The sequence below is a fragment of the Actinophytocola sp. NPDC049390 genome, from assembly GCF_044466355.1.
GTDB lineage: Bacteria > Actinomycetota > Actinomycetes > Mycobacteriales > Pseudonocardiaceae > Actinophytocola.
On record NZ_JBITMQ010000035.1, the window covers coordinates 1 to 16,436 of the forward strand.

The following is a 16,436-nucleotide window of genomic DNA, read 5'->3' on the forward strand; positions in this document are numbered from 1 at the left end:
GGGCGACTCGACCGTCCGACTTCTCATCGATCTTTCACATACGAAAGACCGACGAAAAATCAGTGAGAAAATGAAATCAAACATGAGAACCTACACGAGCATCGCCGGTGGGGCGGCTGGCCGCGAGATAGTCGTCCCCGTTCCAGCGGTAGTTGCTGACCTGGACCGGCTCGCCGAACGTCGGGGCGTGCACCATCTTCCCTGCGCCGATGTACAGGCCGACGTGGTGGACGTTGCCTGGCGTGCCGTAGAAGACCAGGTCGCCGGGAAGCAGCGGCTGCCCCGCGGGCACCAGCGGACCGGCGTTGTACTGCGTCTGGGCTGTCCGGGGCAGGTTGATGCCGGCGGCGTTGTACGCGGCCTTGGTGAGGCCAGAGCAGTCGAAGCCGGCATGGCCGCCGGCTGGTCCGTTGCCACCCCAGACGTACGGGAGGCCGAGCTGGCCGCAGGCGAAGTTGATCGCCATGATCGCGGCCGGGTTGGGTGCCTGGATTTTGTTGCAGTCGCCGGTGCCGACGGTGGCGGTGCCGTAGCGTTTTGCTTGTGCCAGAACGCCGTTGACGTAGTCTTCGTCATGGTTGTAGGCGAACAGGGCCTTGCGGATGTCCTTCTGGGCGCCTGAGTCGCACAGGTAGAACGCGGCGGCGTAGATGGCGTCGTGTGGGTTGTAGCGGGAGGGCGGGTTCGAGCCGCCGGGTGGGATCGTGTGGCGTGCGATGACGCCGTCGAAGGTGGGCTTGAGGAACTGCATGGGGCCGCCGGCTCCCATGTAGTTCTCGCCTTCGGTGATGCCTTCGCCGGATCCGCGGCCGTGCTTGGATTCGGCATCGCCGATCGCGGCGAGGATCGTCCAGTCCAGCCCTGGGCACACGGAGGCTGCTGCACGGTAGAGCGACAGGTAGTCGTTGGGGATCTCGGCGATCGCGGCCTGGCTCGGTTCGGTGCCACCGGTGCCGAACAGCGCACTGACGATGGCTTTGCCGACACCTCCGATGAGGATGGGGACGGCGATGATGGCCGCGACAGCGGCAACGGCGATTTTCATGGGGTCACCTCCGGAAGCGGCTGGTGGGAAGGGGTGGCGGGAGCGGGTCCGGCGCGGCCCGTTCCGCGGGCGCCTGCTGCGCCTGGGGCGAGGTCGAGGACGGCGCCGCGGTGGGCGGGTCGACGTGGGGCCAGAGCCGCGCGAGCTCGACAAGACGCGCCCGGCCCGGTCGTCGCGATGCCGGACCGGAGATCGGCAACCAGCGCGCCGCTGCGGGGTTGTCCTCGCCGGCCACGCCTGCGACATCTGCGGCGCTGGTGGCTACGGGCACGAGCGCTGGCCGGTCCAACTGGGACAGTGCGTCGGCGAGTGCTCGGCGCGCGGTGGTTTCGCGGCGGTTGGTGGGCAGCCACACCAGGACTGGTGTGGTGATTCCTGTTGCGGTGGCGAGCTTTTCGTAGCCGTGCAGCTTGCGGCCAAGCTTGCCGAGGTCCTCGGTGCCGAAGTCGAATTCGAGGAAGAACTCGATCTGGTGGCCGTCTTCGCGCCAGCGGCCGTAGGCGTCGGGGCGGACCATGTCGCCGAAGAGCCGACCGCAGCGCAGTTCGGACCACCACGCGGTCAGGCGTCCGCGGGCACCGGGCTCCCGACTGAGCGCGACGAGGGTGGTGAAGAAGCCGTTGACGCCCACGGTGTGCGCGAGTCGCAGGGAGTGGGCGATGCCGATGGCGTCTTCATGGCGATAGCCGAGTTGTTTGGGGTCCAGACCGTCCTCGTAGGCGAGCGCCACGGAGCCGGCGATGTCGAGGACGTAGTGCATCGGTGCGGTGCCGGAGCTGACGAACGGCTGGAAGCGGTCGACGACGCGCCACTTGAACAGGTCCAGCAGGCGGTGGTTGGCCGCGCGCATGGTGGGGTAACAGAGCTCGACGATCTGCTGGGTGGTGAAGACCTTGTGTTCGTGCAGCATCCGGGCCAGCCACCGGTCCCGGAGGGTGAGCCGCCCGGCGAGCTGGGCGTGGTGCTCCCCGGTAGTGGCCGCCCGTGGCGTGGGGCGCTGAGGCATGTGCCCGCGCAATGCCCTCTGAGGCGTGGGATTCGAGATCATGGGTAGGCACCTCCCAGGCGTTGGCCGGAATTGGGGAAGGCGAAGGGCAACGCATCCGGGCATCACCGGAGCGGGCGAGCGCAGTAGGTGAGCCCGCATGCGTTGCGGGAGAACGAGACCTGCCGGGTCAGGCCGCGCGGCGCGGGTCCACAGTGGGCTGATCCGCGCGGCGCGTTGCGCCGTCGGCGTCGGTGACGGGCGGGCGCGTGTTGACCCTGGCAGCTTTGCGGATCGCCTTGGCGCGTCCGGGAATCGCGGGCGGGAGTTTCTCGGTCACCGCGGTGAACGGCGGCGCTTCCTCGCCACCCAGGACGAGCCGGGCGGCCACGTGATAGACACCGAGGTTGGACAGGTCGTGATCAGAAAGCCGCGGCATTGTGTGCCGTGCCAGGCGTTTGGCGTCCTCGGGACTGGCGTTGAAGAAGATCTTGCTGCGAGCGTTGGTGCTGATGCCCTCTTCGAGCTCCTTCGGTAGCTGCCCGAGGTACTGGTGCGCCAACGCCATGGAGAGCCGGTAACCACGGGCCTCGGCGAGCATGTCCTCCAACGGATAGGCCAAGTTCAAGAAGTTGTGACACTCGTCCACGTACAGCCCGCAATCGCGGCGTTGACGCTGCGGTACGCGAGCTCGGCGAGTCGCGGCCTGCCAGGTGCGCGCCACGACGATGGAGCCGACCAGCCGCGCGGTTTCCATCCCCAGTGCGTCGCGAGCGATGCGCACCAGGCAGATGCCGCCGGTGTTGAGCACCTCGTCCATGTCCACTGTGGACTGACCACCGGCGATGGCGGCGCGGACGAAGGGACGCAGCAGGAATCCACGGACCTTGTTCATCAGCGGCGCGATCACTTGCGCGCGGCTGGCTTCGGACAGGTCGTCGTACCAGGACCAGAAGCCTTTGAGGACCTCGTCGTCGATCTGGTCGCAGGCTCGTTGCCGGAACGCTGGCACGGTGAGCAGCTTGGGCAGGTCGACCAGGGTCGGCGTGCCGGGCATCGCGGTCAGCGTGAGCAGCCCGGCGCGGAGGATGTCGTCGGTGCGCGGCCCCCAGGAGGAGGCGTAGATCCGGGAGAAGATGCTGACGAGGTTGTCGACCGCGCGGGCCTTGTCAGCACCTTCCAGGGGGTTGAGCACTGGCGGTCGGGCTCGGGAGTCTGCGTCGAAGAGCACCACTTTCTCGCCGAGTTCCTCGGGCAGGCGCATGAGGATGTCGGAGACGAGGTCTCCCTTGGGGTCGACCACGACGACGCCGCGGCCGGCCTCGGCGTCGGCCAGGATCATCCGGGCCATCAGCTCGGACTTGCCGGAGCCGGTGGCGCCGAGGATGTGCAGGTGGTGGCGGGCGTCGGCGACGTGCAGGCCGACCGGACGGGAGTGCCCGGAGTCCGACAGCCCGAGCGGTTTGATCTGCTCGCCGGCCGTGGCGATGCCCGGCGGGGGTGGCACGGCTTTCGCGCCGGCCCGCTGCAGGCCAGGGGTGGATTCGTCGATCGGCAGGTGCGCGATCGCGGCCAGCTCGGGGATTGAGAGCAGGTCCCCCTTGTCGAGTCGGCGTTCGGCCAGGACCTGGACCGGGTCGCGGCGCAGCCGGACCCGGCGGTAGTAGTTGTGCTCGGAGTAGGCGGCGAACGCCGAGGCGATCGCGTGCCCGCGGCCCCGCAGCACCTCCCGCACCGCCTGGACCTCGCCCGAGGTGGCGTCCTCGGGCACGGTGGTGGCCACGGCGTAGCGGATGCGGGTCTCGAACTGGTTCGCCCGTAGCTTCTCCACGACCGCGCGGTCCTGGGCGGCGTACTCCAGGCTGGTCTGCCGATCCAGTCCCGGTGTCCGCGTGCTGGCCGACGGCTTCGGGGTCTTGCCCGGCGTGATGACGTCGAGCAACCGGCCGACCAGGTGGACCGAGCCGCCCGCGTGCACCCGCCGGGCCGCTCGCCGGGCCTTGGTCACGCGGTGGCCGGCGACGGGGCGGGCGAGGATCTGCACGCAGGCGCGCTCGTGCGGGCCGAGCCCGACCGGTGCGCCGAGCATCGCCCGGATCGGGTCGGCCGGGTGCTCGGTGCGGATCGGCAGCGCTTCCGAGCGCGCCAGCCGCAGCTCGCCGCCGACCGCTTCGACGCGCCGGCCCGCTGCCGCCGTGGTCGGGATCGGCGGCTTGGCGGGGGTGGTGCGAGTGTGCGCGCCGGGCCAGGCGGCCTCGATCGCGCGTTCGACCATGCCGGGTGGCACCAGGCCGGGTACCCACAGGCCGATCTGCACGCCGTCGTCGGTGAATGTCAGCTCGAATGCCAGGTGCGGCTGCCCGCCGAAGCGGCGCAGCCATCCGGGACGCAGCAGGCCGACGAGGTTGGACCACACCGTGATCGCGCCCGTGGGGTCAACCGTGGGCGGCGCGAGCACAGTGACCACGCGGGCGTCGGTCATCAAGCGCTGGTGGTAGCGGCGGCGCCACCGGCGCCGCGCGATGACCGCAGCGGTGACGGCGACCGCGAGCACCGGCCCGACGATCGGGCCCCACGTCAGGGCGAGATCGCGCAGGTGCGCCAGCACGTTCTGGAACGCGCCGAGCGGGTCACGCAGGTAGTCGCCGACCGGTGAGGCGAGGACCTCCGCGGTCTGCTCGACCCGCGGAGGGACCAGGATGGACAGGGGTGTGGTGGTGATTGGCCAGGACATCGGGGACCTCCCCACGCAAAGCGGTCGACGGGACGGGCGCGAGCGGCGGTCAGGCCGCCCGTGGCTGGTCGCCCGGCATCGAGCTGGGCTCGGCCGTGGGCGGCTGGCGGCGGTCGGAGCGGGTGTTGTCGACGACGAGCCGCAGGTGCCGGCGGCCTCGGCGGGTGGCGCGTTCGGCGTCGACCTCGGCTTGCCACTCGGAGAACCGGCGCCCGGCCAGCCGCTTGAGGTAGGCGGGCCCGCGGTTGGCCGGCACCCCGACCAGCCGCGGGCCCAGGACCGCGAGCAGGTCGCTGGCTTCCTGCGAGGCCCAGCCCGCCTCGGCGATCGCGGACTCGTCGGGAAACACATCCGCGACCCGATCGACGGCAGGGTTCAGGGCGGCATCCTGTGTCCCGCCGTAGGAGTAGACCCACAGAAAATTCGGCGGCGGGTCAGGCTCGACGAGCGCCCGGAATCGAGACACCTCCTTGGTGTAGGCGTAGAAACTCGTGTCGGGGCGCGCCCGGCAGATATCCAGCCATGCCTGAAGATAGGAGTCGGAAAAGAAATCGCCGCTGTCGTGAATCCTGATCCACACGCCGCGGAACTTGGTCGCGCCGAGCTCGGCGACCATCGCAGCCTGCCAGCCGGCCAGGTCGTCGAGGACGTAGGTGAGGTTCGCCTGATGCTTGGCACGAACGACCGGCCAGGTGTAGGCGCCGTGCCGCGCGTAGCACGCCTGGGCGCAGATTCCGGCGCTGGGACAGGTGTTGTAGGTACGACCATCGGGCAGTCGCCCGGCCCAGGCGGGCAGCGACCAGTTCCACACGCCAATCTGGCGCATCTCGCTGTTTTGCGTCAGGAGCCGAGCGGGCCGGCGGACTGTGGCGGAAATGGGCAGTGACGTAGACATGGGTATCCCCTGAGTGCGATTCGATATGAACGGATTAGCGCTTGCGATGAGGGTGATCAGGCGGCGTCGAGTTCGATCTGCGACGCGTCGCCGTCGTCGAACGAGTCCGCGATTCCCGCGGTGTCGTCTGCGCCGAGTTCGACGAAGGAGTTCTCGATTCCCGACGCGGTGTCGGAATATCCGGCGATTTCCGCGGGGTTGGACGTGACCAACTCGTGCTCGACCGGCGAGGCGATGGACTGGAACGCCACCCGCTGCGTGCCGGTCGACAGGAGCCCCTGACCACGGTCGGCGGAGAGCAGGAACTGGCGCTCACCCATGGACACGTCGAAGGTGCGGGTGATCTCGTCGATCGCCTGGGAGGCTTGCCGCAGCAGGATCTGCGTCGCTGCGTTCGCGACGACGGCTTTGCCCAGGTCCGAACCCAGCACGTCCGCGGTGTCCTGGGTGGCGACCGTGAGGCCCGCCCACTGCTTGCGGCTTGCCTTGGCCATTCGGAACAAGAACTCGGCACCGGCGGGTTCCTTCATCAGCAGCCACGCCTCGTCGACCACGACCAGCCTGGGCTTGCGGATGGCCGGGTTGGAGACCTGCCGCCAGACCGCGTCGAGGGTGAGCAGCGTGCCGATCGGCTTGAGTTCGTCGGCGAGATCCCGCAGCGAGAACATCACCAGGTGTCCCTCCGGGCGGGTCGAGGTCGGGCCGGAGAACAGTCCGGAGAACGCGCCGTTGACGTACGGGTGCAGCCGTGCCGCGACCTCGACCCCGGCGGGGTCACCGGTGTCGGCGAGGACCTCGGCGAGGTCGGCCAGCAGTGGCGCCGGGCGGGTCCAGGTCCGCGGATCCGAGGTGATCCCCACGCGCTGATAGGTCGCGGTGATGGCCCGGTCCAGCGCCGCCCGTTCGGTCGCTTCGAGCTCGCTGCCCAGCAGCACCGAGATCACCGTGTGCAGGAACAGACTGCGTCGGATGAGTGCGTCGCGCGGCGCGGTGCGGCGCCCGTCCGGGCGGGTGTGGATCGGCAGGTCCATCGGGTTGAGCCGGACCTGCTCGGCGCCGAGGTGCACGTACGTCCCGCCGACCGCGGCGGCCAGCCGGGCGTATTCGTCCTCGGGGTCGATGACGTGGATCTCGATCCCGCGGTACAGCGACCGCAGCAACTCCAGCTTCACCAGGTAGCTCTTGCCCGCGCCGGAGCGGCCGAGGATCACGCTGTTGTGGTTGTCCAGCGCGAACCGGTCGTGATGCACGAGGCCCTGGCTGCCGACGTTGAAGCCGTAGAGCACACCGCTGGGCGCACCGACCGAGGTCGGGTCCGGCGGCGGCAGGTCGGGCGAGGTGAACGGGAACGCCGCGGACAGCGCACTGGTGTCGAACGTCCTGCGCATGCCGACCAGATCGAGACCCATGGGCAGGCTGGTGATCCAGCCCTGCAGGCTGCGGTACGTGGTCGGTTTGCAGTCCAGCAGCAGCGACGCCGCCAGCGACCGGATCGCCGCGACCTCATCGCCGAGGGCTTCCTCGGTGGGGGCGTGCACGGTCAGGTACAGCCCGAGCCGGTAGAGCTTGCCTTCGCCGCGAGCGACTCGGGCGGACAGGTCGTAGGCGTCCTCGGTGGCGGCTTCGACGTGCGGGTCGATCAACCGTCCTTTCTCGCTCGTGTGCCGCCTGCCGGACTCCAGTTTCGACAGCTGCTTCTTGAGCCTGTTCGTGGCGGTGACCGGGTCGATCGGCTCGATGTGCAACGAGACGTCGACACGTCCGGGGTAGGTCAGCAGCGGCTGCAACCAACCGGGGTGGACCTCGCGCGGGTAGCCGACGACGGCGAAGCTGGCGACCCATTCGCCGCCGACTTCCAGCGCGCGGGGGCGCACGGAGATGGCGTCCGGGGTGAACGCGCTGGCCCGCCCGAGCGGCGGCTGCACGGCCTGGGTCTTCCGGCCGCGGCGCTTGGCTGTGGTCTTCATCGGCGGTACCTCCCCGCGGAGTTGGCGTAGTCGTCGGGGTCCTCGGCGGTGTCGTCGAAGCCGTCGTCCCAGGCGTCCTCGGCCTCGCCGAACTCGCCGTCGGTGGGGAACGCGGCGCGGCCGAACGCACCTGCGTCCCAGCCCTCGTCCGGGGCGGTCGTGATGACCTCGTCCGAGCCGGCGAGACGGGAGTTCGGCGGAATCACGCTGTCGGGATTGCAGGCCGCGGCGAGCACCGCGGTGGCCTGTCCGGCGTCCAGCGGGGTGACCACGATCCCCGACGGGGACAGCAGCTCGACCGCCTCGCCGAGCCGGCGAACCAGCCGGGCTTCGGCCGCGCGCCGGGTGGCGTCGTCGACCAAGGTGGCCTGCTTGGCGGCCCGGCGTTTCGCCGTCAACGCGGCCAGCGGTGAGGCGCCGCCGAGCCCGTCGGCCGGCCCCGTGGTCAGCAGCGGCTCACGCAGGATCAGCAGGACCTGGCGGCGCAGCAGGTCGGTGGCGCGGCCGAGCTGGTCGAGGTACTCGGCGTGCTCGCGCGCCGCCCGTTCCAGCGCCGGGTGCGGCAGCCCGCCGGCCTGCTCGCGGAGCTCGGCGATCTGCCCGGACAGGTCCAGCCGCTCCGCCCGCACCAGCACCTGCACCGGTGCCGTCAAGCTGTGCAGGTACCGCCCGAAGGAGGCGACGAGGGACTCCTGCTCGGCCGGAGTGCGCAGCCCGAAGTTGATCGTGGAGCAGACCGCGACCACGGCGACGCCGTCCTTCCCGAGGTCGATGACACCGGTGTCGGTGACCGCTTCGGCGGGCAGCCGCAGCGCGGCCGGCGAGACCGTCGATGCCGCGGCATCCGCGCCGCCTGCGCTGTCCTTCCGCTTGGCGCGGCCCGTGCTGCTGGTGTTCGCTACCTGGCTGCCCAGCCACTCGGGGACGGGCCGGATGTCTTCCGGCGCGGCCACCCGGTGCTGCGGGCTCAACCGCTGCCGCAGCGCCGCCAGCACCAACCGGTCGAGGGGAATGCCGTCGCGCTGCCCGAGCGCGAGGAACGCGGCGGTCACCCCGATCGGGATGGCGACGATGAGGAACGCCACCAGCGGCACGAACTCGCGGGTGAGCGTGTACGCCCCGTACAGCACGATCCCGGTGACGGCGAGGATGAGCAGCTGCCGCGCGGTCAGCGGACCGATGACGCGGTCCTCGCGATCGACGTCGGCGGGAATCCTTACCGGCTGACTCATTTCCCTTCACCTCCTGGAGCAGGTTTCGGCGCGCGGAACACCGGCGGCGGAACCGATTGGGTGCGCCGGTAGGCGTCCCCGATGCGCGGCTCGGGCTGGGCTTGCCGGAACACCGGCGCGGCAGGAGCGGACGCCGACCTGAGTGGCGACGACGGCTCCGGCGCGGGTGGCGTGGCGGGCCGGAACTGCAACTGCGGGGGCACCGACGCGGTGCGGATCGGGCGGGCCGGCGGTGGGGTGGCGCCGCGTCGACGTGGCCCTCCAGCGGCTTGGAACTGCGGCGCCGATCCGGGCCGAGGTCCCCGCCGCGGCGGTGAGATCGGCGTGGCGGGCGTGGGTGCGGAACTGAACTCAGGAGGCATGGCTGGTCCCTGGTTCGCCGGGGTGACGGCGGGGTCGTGAGTGGTGTCTTGAGGTGAGGGCTGCAGGAACTGCGGCGCCTGCGACGGCAGCCGCGACCGGCGGGCCGCGCGGGCGCGCTCGGCGTCATGGGCCGCCTTGAGCCGCTTGTTGACCATCTCCGGGGTGGGCGCGAGGCGCGGCTGCGCGGGCCACGGCGGGTCCGCCGACCCACCGCCACCGCGGCCCCCACCGCCGCCACCGCCCCCGCCGCTCTTCGCACCGACGGCGCCGCCGACCTTGCCGAACGCGCCGGTCTTCCCGGCGACCATGCCGAAGGTCTTCGCCGCGATGTAGGCGCGGGCCAGACCGCCGAGGAACGAGCGGCCGTTGCTGACCTTGACCGCCTTCAACAACCAGAACGGGATCTTGAACAGGATGAAGAACAAGGCGATCGCGGCGACCAGCGTGCCGAGCGCGGACAGCGTCGAGCCGAACAGATTCACACCGCCGGACAGGAACGTACGTACCGCGGTGATCAGCACCAGCGCCTGAGCGACCTGGATCGACAGCGTCGCGGTGAGCGCCTTCCACCACCAGCGAGCCAGCGGGTCGGTGTGCGGCAGCGCGTGGAACATCAGGAACAGAGGGCCCGAGATGATCAGGACGAGGGTGATGACGATCCGGACCACGTAGACGACCAGCAGGCCCAGGCCGACCACGACGAGCACCAGGCCGACCAGGATGATGAACAGTCCGCCGGTCTGGATGCCGGCGACGGCGTCCTTGAGGGTGTTGCCCAGCGAGGGCGCGTTGACTCCGTCGCCGAGGATGCCCAGGGTCAGGCCGTTGGCCAGTCGGATCAGCTTGTCGGTGAAGAACAGCGACAGCGCCGAGGCGATGAACGCGATCGGGATCCGGGGCCCGATCTCCTTGATCGAGTAGCGCGCCTGGACACTCTCGTGGCCCATCACGAGGATGCCGCCGAGGAGGATGAGCAGGCCGTAGGCGGCGACCACGAGCTCCCAGGAGTTGTTCCACAACTCGCCGATGCCAGGCAGATCGCTGATCGTCGGCGTGGACAACGCGGTGTGGCCGATCAGCTCCAGGATCGGCGAGAGCGCGGCATCGACGACGCTGCGGAACGCCGAGTTGATGGCCTCGGTGATGCAGGCGCCGATGTCGGTGATCCCGCAGTCGGAGTCGCTGTCGCCGCTGCCGTTGCCGGGCTGCTGCGGGCCGGTGCTCGGTGGCGGTGTCGTCGGCTGCGGGATGCAGTCCTCACCCGTGCACGGCTTGCTCGGCGTCGTGGTCGGTGTAGACGAGGTGCAGCCGACCTGGCCGGGGAAGGTGCATGTCGTCGGAGCCGGCACCTCGGTCGGGATGGGCAGTGGCGCGGTGGGCAGGGGCTTGGTCGTCGTCGGCGCCGGCAACTGGCAGACCGGCAGCGGCGAATTCGGCGTGCACGGATCCACCGTCGGGATCGGCAGCGGCGGTTGCGGCGGGGGTTGCTGCGGCGCGGCGGGCGAAGCCCAGGCGCTGACCGCGAGGGCGCCGACCAGGAGCACGACGATGCTCAGCGCCAGCATCCAGCCCGCGCGCCAGCGCCGCGGCCGACCAGCCGGCGGCCGGTCGGCGCTGGCGTCGCGGACCGGGGAGAGCATCGCTCGGTCTGCGGCGGCAGCGGTCGCGACCGGGCCGCCGGACCGGCGGTACGGGCGCACCGTGGGCGGGGTGCTGACGGCCATCGGTCAGGCCCCCACGATCCCTTTGAGGATCTCCACGACCAGCGGCGCGAGCGCCGCCAGGCCGTAGCCCCACCCCGCGCTCTTGAAGGCGGTCTTGGCCTTCTCGACCTCGCCGGGGTCGCCGCCGCCCATCACGTAGCGGACGCCGCCGATGGACAGGAACACCGTGGCCAGACCGGCCAAGATGCCCATGATCCAGTTGCGGACGTTGTTCAGGACCGTGGTCACCGAGTCCGCGAGGGCGACGACCATCGTGTCGGCGTGCGCCGACGACGCCGACGCCAGCAGCGCGAGGATCGCCAGCTCGACGATCAGCACCACGTGCGACCACCGCCGGGGACGGAGCGGAGTCCAGTCCTCCGGCGTAATGATCGGAGCATTCGACGGCTCGGTGCCGGTGTGCTCGTCCGGCGTGCGCTCCTGCACGGGCTGGGCCGGCGGCTGCGGATTGCCGTCGAGACCGGGGCGACGCGGCCCGCTCGCGGCGGGAAGGAAACGATCGATCAGGCGCATTGGGGCACCTCCGAAGGTCGGGCTGAGCGCGGGTGTGTCCCGCAGCCCTGAACTCCGGATTTCGCGTCCGTTTTGGACACGCGACCCTGAACTTTCTGCCCTGATCCGACCTGGGCGACGGACACGGACAGTGACGACCGTGGCAAGTCGCTGACCGACGTGACCGGGCGCGCCAGGGCCACCGCAGTGGCCACCTGGTCGGTCAGCGGGTCGGTCGGATCGGTCTCGGCGGCGCCGTCGCGCAGGTACGCGGCGAGCCGGAGCTCGGCGCGTTTGCGCGTCTTGTAGACCGCCCACTCGCCGGTCTGGTGCGTCGCGGCCCAGTCCGCGACGGGCACCTCTTCCAACCGGGTTGCACCGATCAGCGCGGCCTCGGTCTGGGTCAGGACTCCGTCCGCGACCGCGCGAGCGAGGACCAGATCCGGATGCCCCCACGGCGTGTGCGGCGGGGTTGACCGGAAGCCCGGCGCGACCGGAGTCGGACCCGCCAGCGCCTCGGCGAGCGCGTCATATCCGGACCGGTACGCGGCCCACCGCAGCCGCAGCATGATCCGCGGCGGACGCAGATCGATGGTCGACAACGCGGTCAGGAAGCCGCGCAACACCTCGGCGTGAACATCGGCCGGATCGCCGGCAAACCGATCGGACAAGGTGGCCGCGACCGAGGTCAGCGCGGGCAGTGCGACACCGACCGCGGCGACAGTCCAGGTCGCTCCTTCAGTCCGGGAGCGCAGCACCAGATGCGCCCACACCGCGTCCCGCGTCGCCTGCGGGCACCGGCGCGCCAGCAGCCGGTCGCGGACCTCGTCCAGCGGGAGGTACCGGTCGGGCAGACCGGGGAAGAGCCGGCCGTTCAGCGACACCGGATGCGGCCCGGTCACCAGCCAGGTAAACGTGTCCCGCGCGATATCCAACGAGTTCGGGACAACCTCGTCGCCACGGCGACGAAAAACGGATTGTGCTGCCATGTCATGACTCCCACGGCGTCGATGCGAACAACAACGACGTCAGGAAGCCACGACCGATACCACGGAAATACCACGGCATTACTAGGCCCCAACTAGCAAACCGCGCCGAGACTACTAGCGAACTACTATTTCGCCCCGCGAGCGGGGTCGATCAAGATCAACAAACCAGCCCCGCGCAGCAGGCCCCTTGATCAACTCTAGTAGCTGATTACCTGCGGTTATAGTCACCCGCTAGTACAGCACTAGTAGTCGCACAGGGCGTCAGAGGGCGCCAGGATTGAAGATCAACCGTCGCAGCCGAAAAATCTTGAAAAATTTTTCCCAGGCCAGTCCAGCGGGCGGTTCTGGGCGAGCCCGGAGTGACCGAACCGGCGGCTCTCAAACCACGGCTTTAACAGAACTGTTCGAGTCCTTTCGAGGTGCGAGCAACGCGGGCAGTTGTGATGCAGAGAAATTTGACGAGGCGTGTCCAAAACGGGGTCGAAATACGGAGTTAAGGGGCGTCAGAACGCACAGCACCCCCTCGTCGGAGGAGACCCGCGATGACCCCGACACACGGCAACGGCTCACCAGGAGACGGCTCCCAGGAGCACGGCCCGACCGACCCACCGACCGTCCCGATCCCGCTCCCGCAGCGGCGGCGAACACCGCGTCTGCGTGCCCTGCGCCTCACGCTGCGCCATCCGCGTCCGGCCCGGCCGAGCACCGTCTGGCCGTGCGCTCAGGACGACCTTCGTGAAGGCACCGGGCTGCTCGCCAACTGGCTGCTGACCGCGGTCATCAAGCTCGTCACCACCTACACCCAGCCCGGCCAACGGGTGCTTCTGCTCGACCCCGCGCCCTACCTCGCGCCGTCCGCGTCGTGGTCACCAACTGGGAGCCGCAGCCAGTCTCGGCCCGGTCCGTATGCCGGACTGCACGAAGCGGGCTGGACCGTGGTCCGACTCGGCCGCGGCGTCCAAACCCAGACCGCCGTCGCACACCCCGACCCGGTCGACGAACCCGCCGGTGCCGCGGCAGTCGAGTCCGAGTCCGGACCCCGACCGAACCCCGACAGTCCGACCACCGACCAGTCCGACGGGCCGTCGACAGACCGCCGGACCGGATCCGATCCGACTGCAACCGGCGTCGGTCCGGACCGCTACGACCTCGTCATCACCGCGGCCGACCCGCGCACCCTCGACTGGTTCCGACCCGCCGACTGGGCCGGTCTGCTCACCCCGACCGGCACCCTCGCCGTCATCACTCACGGTGACCGTTCCCGTGATCGGCTCACCGACCCCGCCGGCTCGCTGGTGCGCGCCGCGCACCGCACCGGGCTGCGCTACCTCGATCGCATCGCCCTGCTGCGCGTCCCCGTCCGCGACGGCGCGCTCGCGGTCGCGACCCCGGCCCCGCACCCCCGACCGCAGGGTCCAACGCGACCGCTCGCGACCCCCGCTCGGCACACCCAGGTGCATGAGGACCTCTTGGTGTTCGCCCGCCAACCGGCCCTGACCGACGCCGCCGACGGGGAGGAGACCTCCGATGACTGACCGTCCGACGTCGCCCTGGCCGCTCCCCCTGCCGCCGGGGGAGGAGCCGCCGATGCCGCCGCTGTCGGTCTGGCCCACCGGCCAGCGTGACCCGCTCGCGCAACTGCGCGACGCCGGCTGTGTGCCCGGCACCGAGACCGACACCGAGCGGATTCCGCCCGCCGTCGCCGCCCACGCGATCGCCCTCTACACCCGTCCCGGCGACCTCGTTCTCGACCCCGACTGCGGCGCGGGCACCGCCCTCGTGGAGGCGCTGCGCGCCGGCCGTCACGCGCTCGGATTGACCGCCCGCAGCCGGTGGTGGACGCTGGCTCGCGCCAACGTCACCGCCGCCAAGACCGCGGGCGCCTGGCGCGACGGCTCGGTCCTCGACGCCCGGCCGAAAGTCCTCGCGACCGTCCGGGCCGCCGGGTTGATCGGGCGAGTCGGACTCGTCCTGACCGCCCTGCGCACCGCGCCAGCCGACCCCAACGACCAGGCGAACGGTCCGGACCGCGACCCGGTCGAGTCCGCCCTCGCCGACCTCGCCACGACGCTGCTCTACTGCGAGCCGCTGCTGCGCTCCGGCGGGCACGTCGCCGTCATCGCGCGACCTCTCCGGCACCCGAACGGTTCGCTGGTTGACCTGACCAGTCCGCTCATCGCCGCCGCCACCGCTGCCGGGCTGGCGCCGGTCGAGCGGTGCATCGCGCTGACCGCCGGACTGCGCGGCAGCCGACTAGTCACCCGAGCCTCACTCGCCGAACGTCGCGCCGCTGCCCGAGCCCGCGCCGCCGGTGCGCCGACCGCGCTCACCGTTCACCACGAGGTGCTCGTCCTCCAACTCGCCCACGACACCGAACTCGCCGCCGCGACGGCAGCCGGCATCCCGTGGCCGACCGAGGACGACGTCATCCGGCCCGCCGTCAACGGCGTCACCTACCCCGGCTGGAGGCGAGCGGCATGACCACCCGCCTGTACTGCCGCGAGTGCGGCTGGCACCCCGAGTTCCGCCGCAAGCGCGCCGCCCTCCGTGCCGCCGCCCGGCACCAGTGCCCCGGCACACCGGTGGCCGAGATCCGTCCACCGTGGTGGTCCCGCCTGTGGACAAACCTGTGGACAAGTCAGCCGGGTGGCTCTGCCGTCGACACCGAAGTCGACGCGGACGACCAGCCCGGTGACGACGAACTGGTTGACGCTCGCGGCAACCGGATCCAGTGGGCCGCGCTCGCCGCGCACCACGCCGAGACCACTCGCCGCGCCCGCGCCGCCATGGTCGAACTCGTCCGGGCCGGCTACCAGATCGGGCCGCCGCCCTACGGCTACCGAGCCCTGCGCATCCGGGTCACCGACCCCAGCGGCCACAGCAAGCTGCGTGCGGTCCTTGTCCCGGACTGGCAGACCGCCGCCGCCGTCAAACAGATCTTCATCTGGCGCGCCGACCACGGCCTGACGTTCGCCGTCATCGCCGCACAGCTCAACAGCGACCCCCGCCAGTACCCGGCTCCGGTGCCCAACGGGCGGTGGACCGCCAAGGCCGTCCGGCGGATCGTCACCAACGTCAAGTACACCGGGCGCCAGGTCTGGGCCCGCACCGTTGCCGGCCGCCCGGCACCGGTCGAGCAGTGGGTCACCTCGGCGCCGAAGGTGCACGAGCCACTGGTTGACGAACGCACGTTCCGCCGCGCCCAGCCGGGCGCCGCCGACGGTCCGCCCGACGCGGAGGACTCGGCCGGTACCCGGCCGAGTGCGGCATGACCACCCGTCGGTGGCGCGTCGCCGCAGTGGTCCTGTTCGCCGCGTACGCAGCGACGATCGCGGGTGCGAACTGGGCGACCACGCTCTGGCCGGCGGTGGCGGTCGCGGGCCTGCACATTCCCGCGGGCGCGCTCCTCGCCGGGCTCGCGTTCACCGTCCGGGACCTCCTGCAGGACGCTGTCGGCACCCGGACAACGCTGCTCGCGATCGCCCTCGGCGCGGCGTTGTCCGGGCTGGTCGCCGAGCCGCGCATCGCGCTCGCCAGCGCCACGGCTTTCGCCGTCTCCGAACTGGTCGACCTCGCCGTCTACACCCCGCTGCGCGACCGGAGTCACCTCGCTGCCGTGAGTGTGTCGAACGCGGTTGGGCTGCTCGTCGACAGCCTGCTGTTCCTGCCGCTGGCCTTCGGCTCGCTGACTTACCTCACCGGCCAACTCGTCGGGAAGACCGCCACCACGGCCCTGGCGGTCGCGCTGCTTGCTGGTGTCCGCGCTCGTCGGAGGGCGGTGCCGGCGTGAAGTTCTACCTCGGCGTCCATCAACCCATCTGGCTGACTCGCGTGCCGGACATCCCGCTGCTGGTGTCGCACCGGCGCCTCGGTCACCGCCGCACCCTGCCTCGCGCCATCACGGAATGGGCGCTCGACTCCGGCGGTTCTCCAGCCTGTCTGGAACCGTCTCATTGCTTCACCCAGATGCCAGTTCCGTTGTGGCTCGTTGGGCCTTCCGCAGTGGTTGT

13 protein-coding genes and 1 pseudogene are annotated in these 16,436 nt (G+C 70.7%); 5 read left to right on the forward strand and 9 right to left on the reverse strand.

Annotation, left to right across the window (positions count from 1 at the left end; translation table 11 throughout):
• Positions 1-76: 76 nt before the first annotated feature.
• The 9 genes from ACIBVP_RS45260 to ACIBVP_RS45300 all read right to left on the reverse strand — a co-directional run bounded on the left by ACIBVP_RS45260 (position 77) and on the right by ACIBVP_RS45300 (position 12,426).
• Entirely contained in the window at positions 77-1,045 is a 969-nt protein-coding gene (locus ACIBVP_RS45260; RefSeq protein ID WP_168524114.1) for a bifunctional lysozyme/C40 family peptidase, read from the reverse strand.
• 4 nt (positions 1,046-1,049) lie between these two features.
• Positions 1,050-1,955 (reverse strand): replication-relaxation family protein, encoded by a 906-nt coding sequence (locus ACIBVP_RS45265; RefSeq protein ID WP_396112757.1) that lies wholly within the window; start codon positions 1,953-1,955, stop codon positions 1,050-1,052.
• A 265-nt stretch (positions 1,956-2,220) separates the two neighbouring features.
• Positions 2,221-4,764 carry a type IV secretory system conjugative DNA transfer family protein gene (locus ACIBVP_RS45270; RefSeq protein WP_396112758.1) on the reverse strand — a complete coding sequence of 848 codons (2,544 nt, stop codon included), beginning with the start codon at positions 4,762-4,764 and terminating at the stop codon, positions 2,221-2,223.
• A gap of 49 nt (positions 4,765-4,813) precedes the next feature.
• Positions 4,814-5,659, reverse strand: coding sequence for a hypothetical protein (locus tag ACIBVP_RS45275; protein ID WP_396112759.1), 846 nt, complete (start codon positions 5,657-5,659; stop codon positions 4,814-4,816).
• Between the two features lie 56 nt (positions 5,660-5,715).
• Positions 5,716-7,626: a VirB4 family type IV secretion system protein gene (locus ACIBVP_RS45280; RefSeq protein WP_396112760.1), complete on the reverse strand. Its 1,911-nt coding sequence runs from the start codon at positions 7,624-7,626 to the stop codon at positions 5,716-5,718.
• Positions 7,623-8,858 carry a PrgI family protein gene (locus tag ACIBVP_RS45285; protein ID WP_168524125.1) on the reverse strand — a complete coding sequence of 412 codons (1,236 nt, stop codon included), beginning with the start codon at positions 8,856-8,858 and terminating at the stop codon, positions 7,623-7,625. Before ACIBVP_RS45285 ends, ACIBVP_RS45280 begins: the two co-directional genes overlap by 4 nt.
• Positions 8,855-10,945: a hypothetical protein gene (locus ACIBVP_RS45290; protein WP_396112761.1), complete on the reverse strand. Its 2,091-nt coding sequence runs from the start codon at positions 10,943-10,945 to the stop codon at positions 8,855-8,857. Before ACIBVP_RS45290 ends, ACIBVP_RS45285 begins: the two co-directional genes overlap by 4 nt.
• Positions 10,946-10,948: 3 nt before the next feature.
• A complete protein-coding gene (locus ACIBVP_RS45295; RefSeq protein WP_225950548.1) occupies positions 10,949-11,197 on the reverse strand; it encodes a pilin in 249 nt (82 codons plus the stop codon).
• Positions 11,198-11,448: 251 nt separating this feature from the next.
• Positions 11,449-12,426 carry a hypothetical protein gene (locus ACIBVP_RS45300; RefSeq protein WP_168522292.1) on the reverse strand — a complete coding sequence of 326 codons (978 nt, stop codon included), beginning with the start codon at positions 12,424-12,426 and terminating at the stop codon, positions 11,449-11,451.
• 542 nt (positions 12,427-12,968) lie between these two features.
• On the opposite strand from ACIBVP_RS45300, the gene ACIBVP_RS45305 reads away from it, so the two are divergent.
• From ACIBVP_RS45305 to ACIBVP_RS45325, 5 genes and pseudogenes are all read left to right on the forward strand, one after another.
• Complete coding sequence (locus ACIBVP_RS45305; protein ID WP_168522290.1) at positions 12,969-13,961, forward strand: hypothetical protein; 993 nt, start codon at positions 12,969-12,971, stop codon at positions 13,959-13,961.
• On the forward strand, positions 13,954-14,907 hold the full coding sequence (locus ACIBVP_RS45310) for a DNA methyltransferase (RefSeq protein WP_168522288.1): 954 nt from the start codon (positions 13,954-13,956) through the stop codon (positions 14,905-14,907). Before ACIBVP_RS45305 ends, ACIBVP_RS45310 begins: the two co-directional genes overlap by 8 nt.
• Positions 14,904-15,698: a recombinase family protein gene (locus tag ACIBVP_RS45315; protein WP_168522286.1), complete on the forward strand. Its 795-nt coding sequence runs from the start codon at positions 14,904-14,906 to the stop codon at positions 15,696-15,698. Before ACIBVP_RS45310 ends, ACIBVP_RS45315 begins: the two co-directional genes overlap by 4 nt.
• Positions 15,695-16,216, forward strand: a complete 522-nt coding sequence (locus tag ACIBVP_RS45320; protein ID WP_168522284.1) for a VUT family protein — start codon at positions 15,695-15,697, stop codon at positions 16,214-16,216. The genes ACIBVP_RS45315 and ACIBVP_RS45320 overlap by 4 nt, the downstream gene beginning before the upstream one ends.
• A pseudogene (locus ACIBVP_RS45325) lies at positions 16,213-16,436 on the forward strand (hypothetical protein); the annotation flags it as partial. The gene ACIBVP_RS45320 and the pseudogene ACIBVP_RS45325, both read left to right, overlap by 4 nt.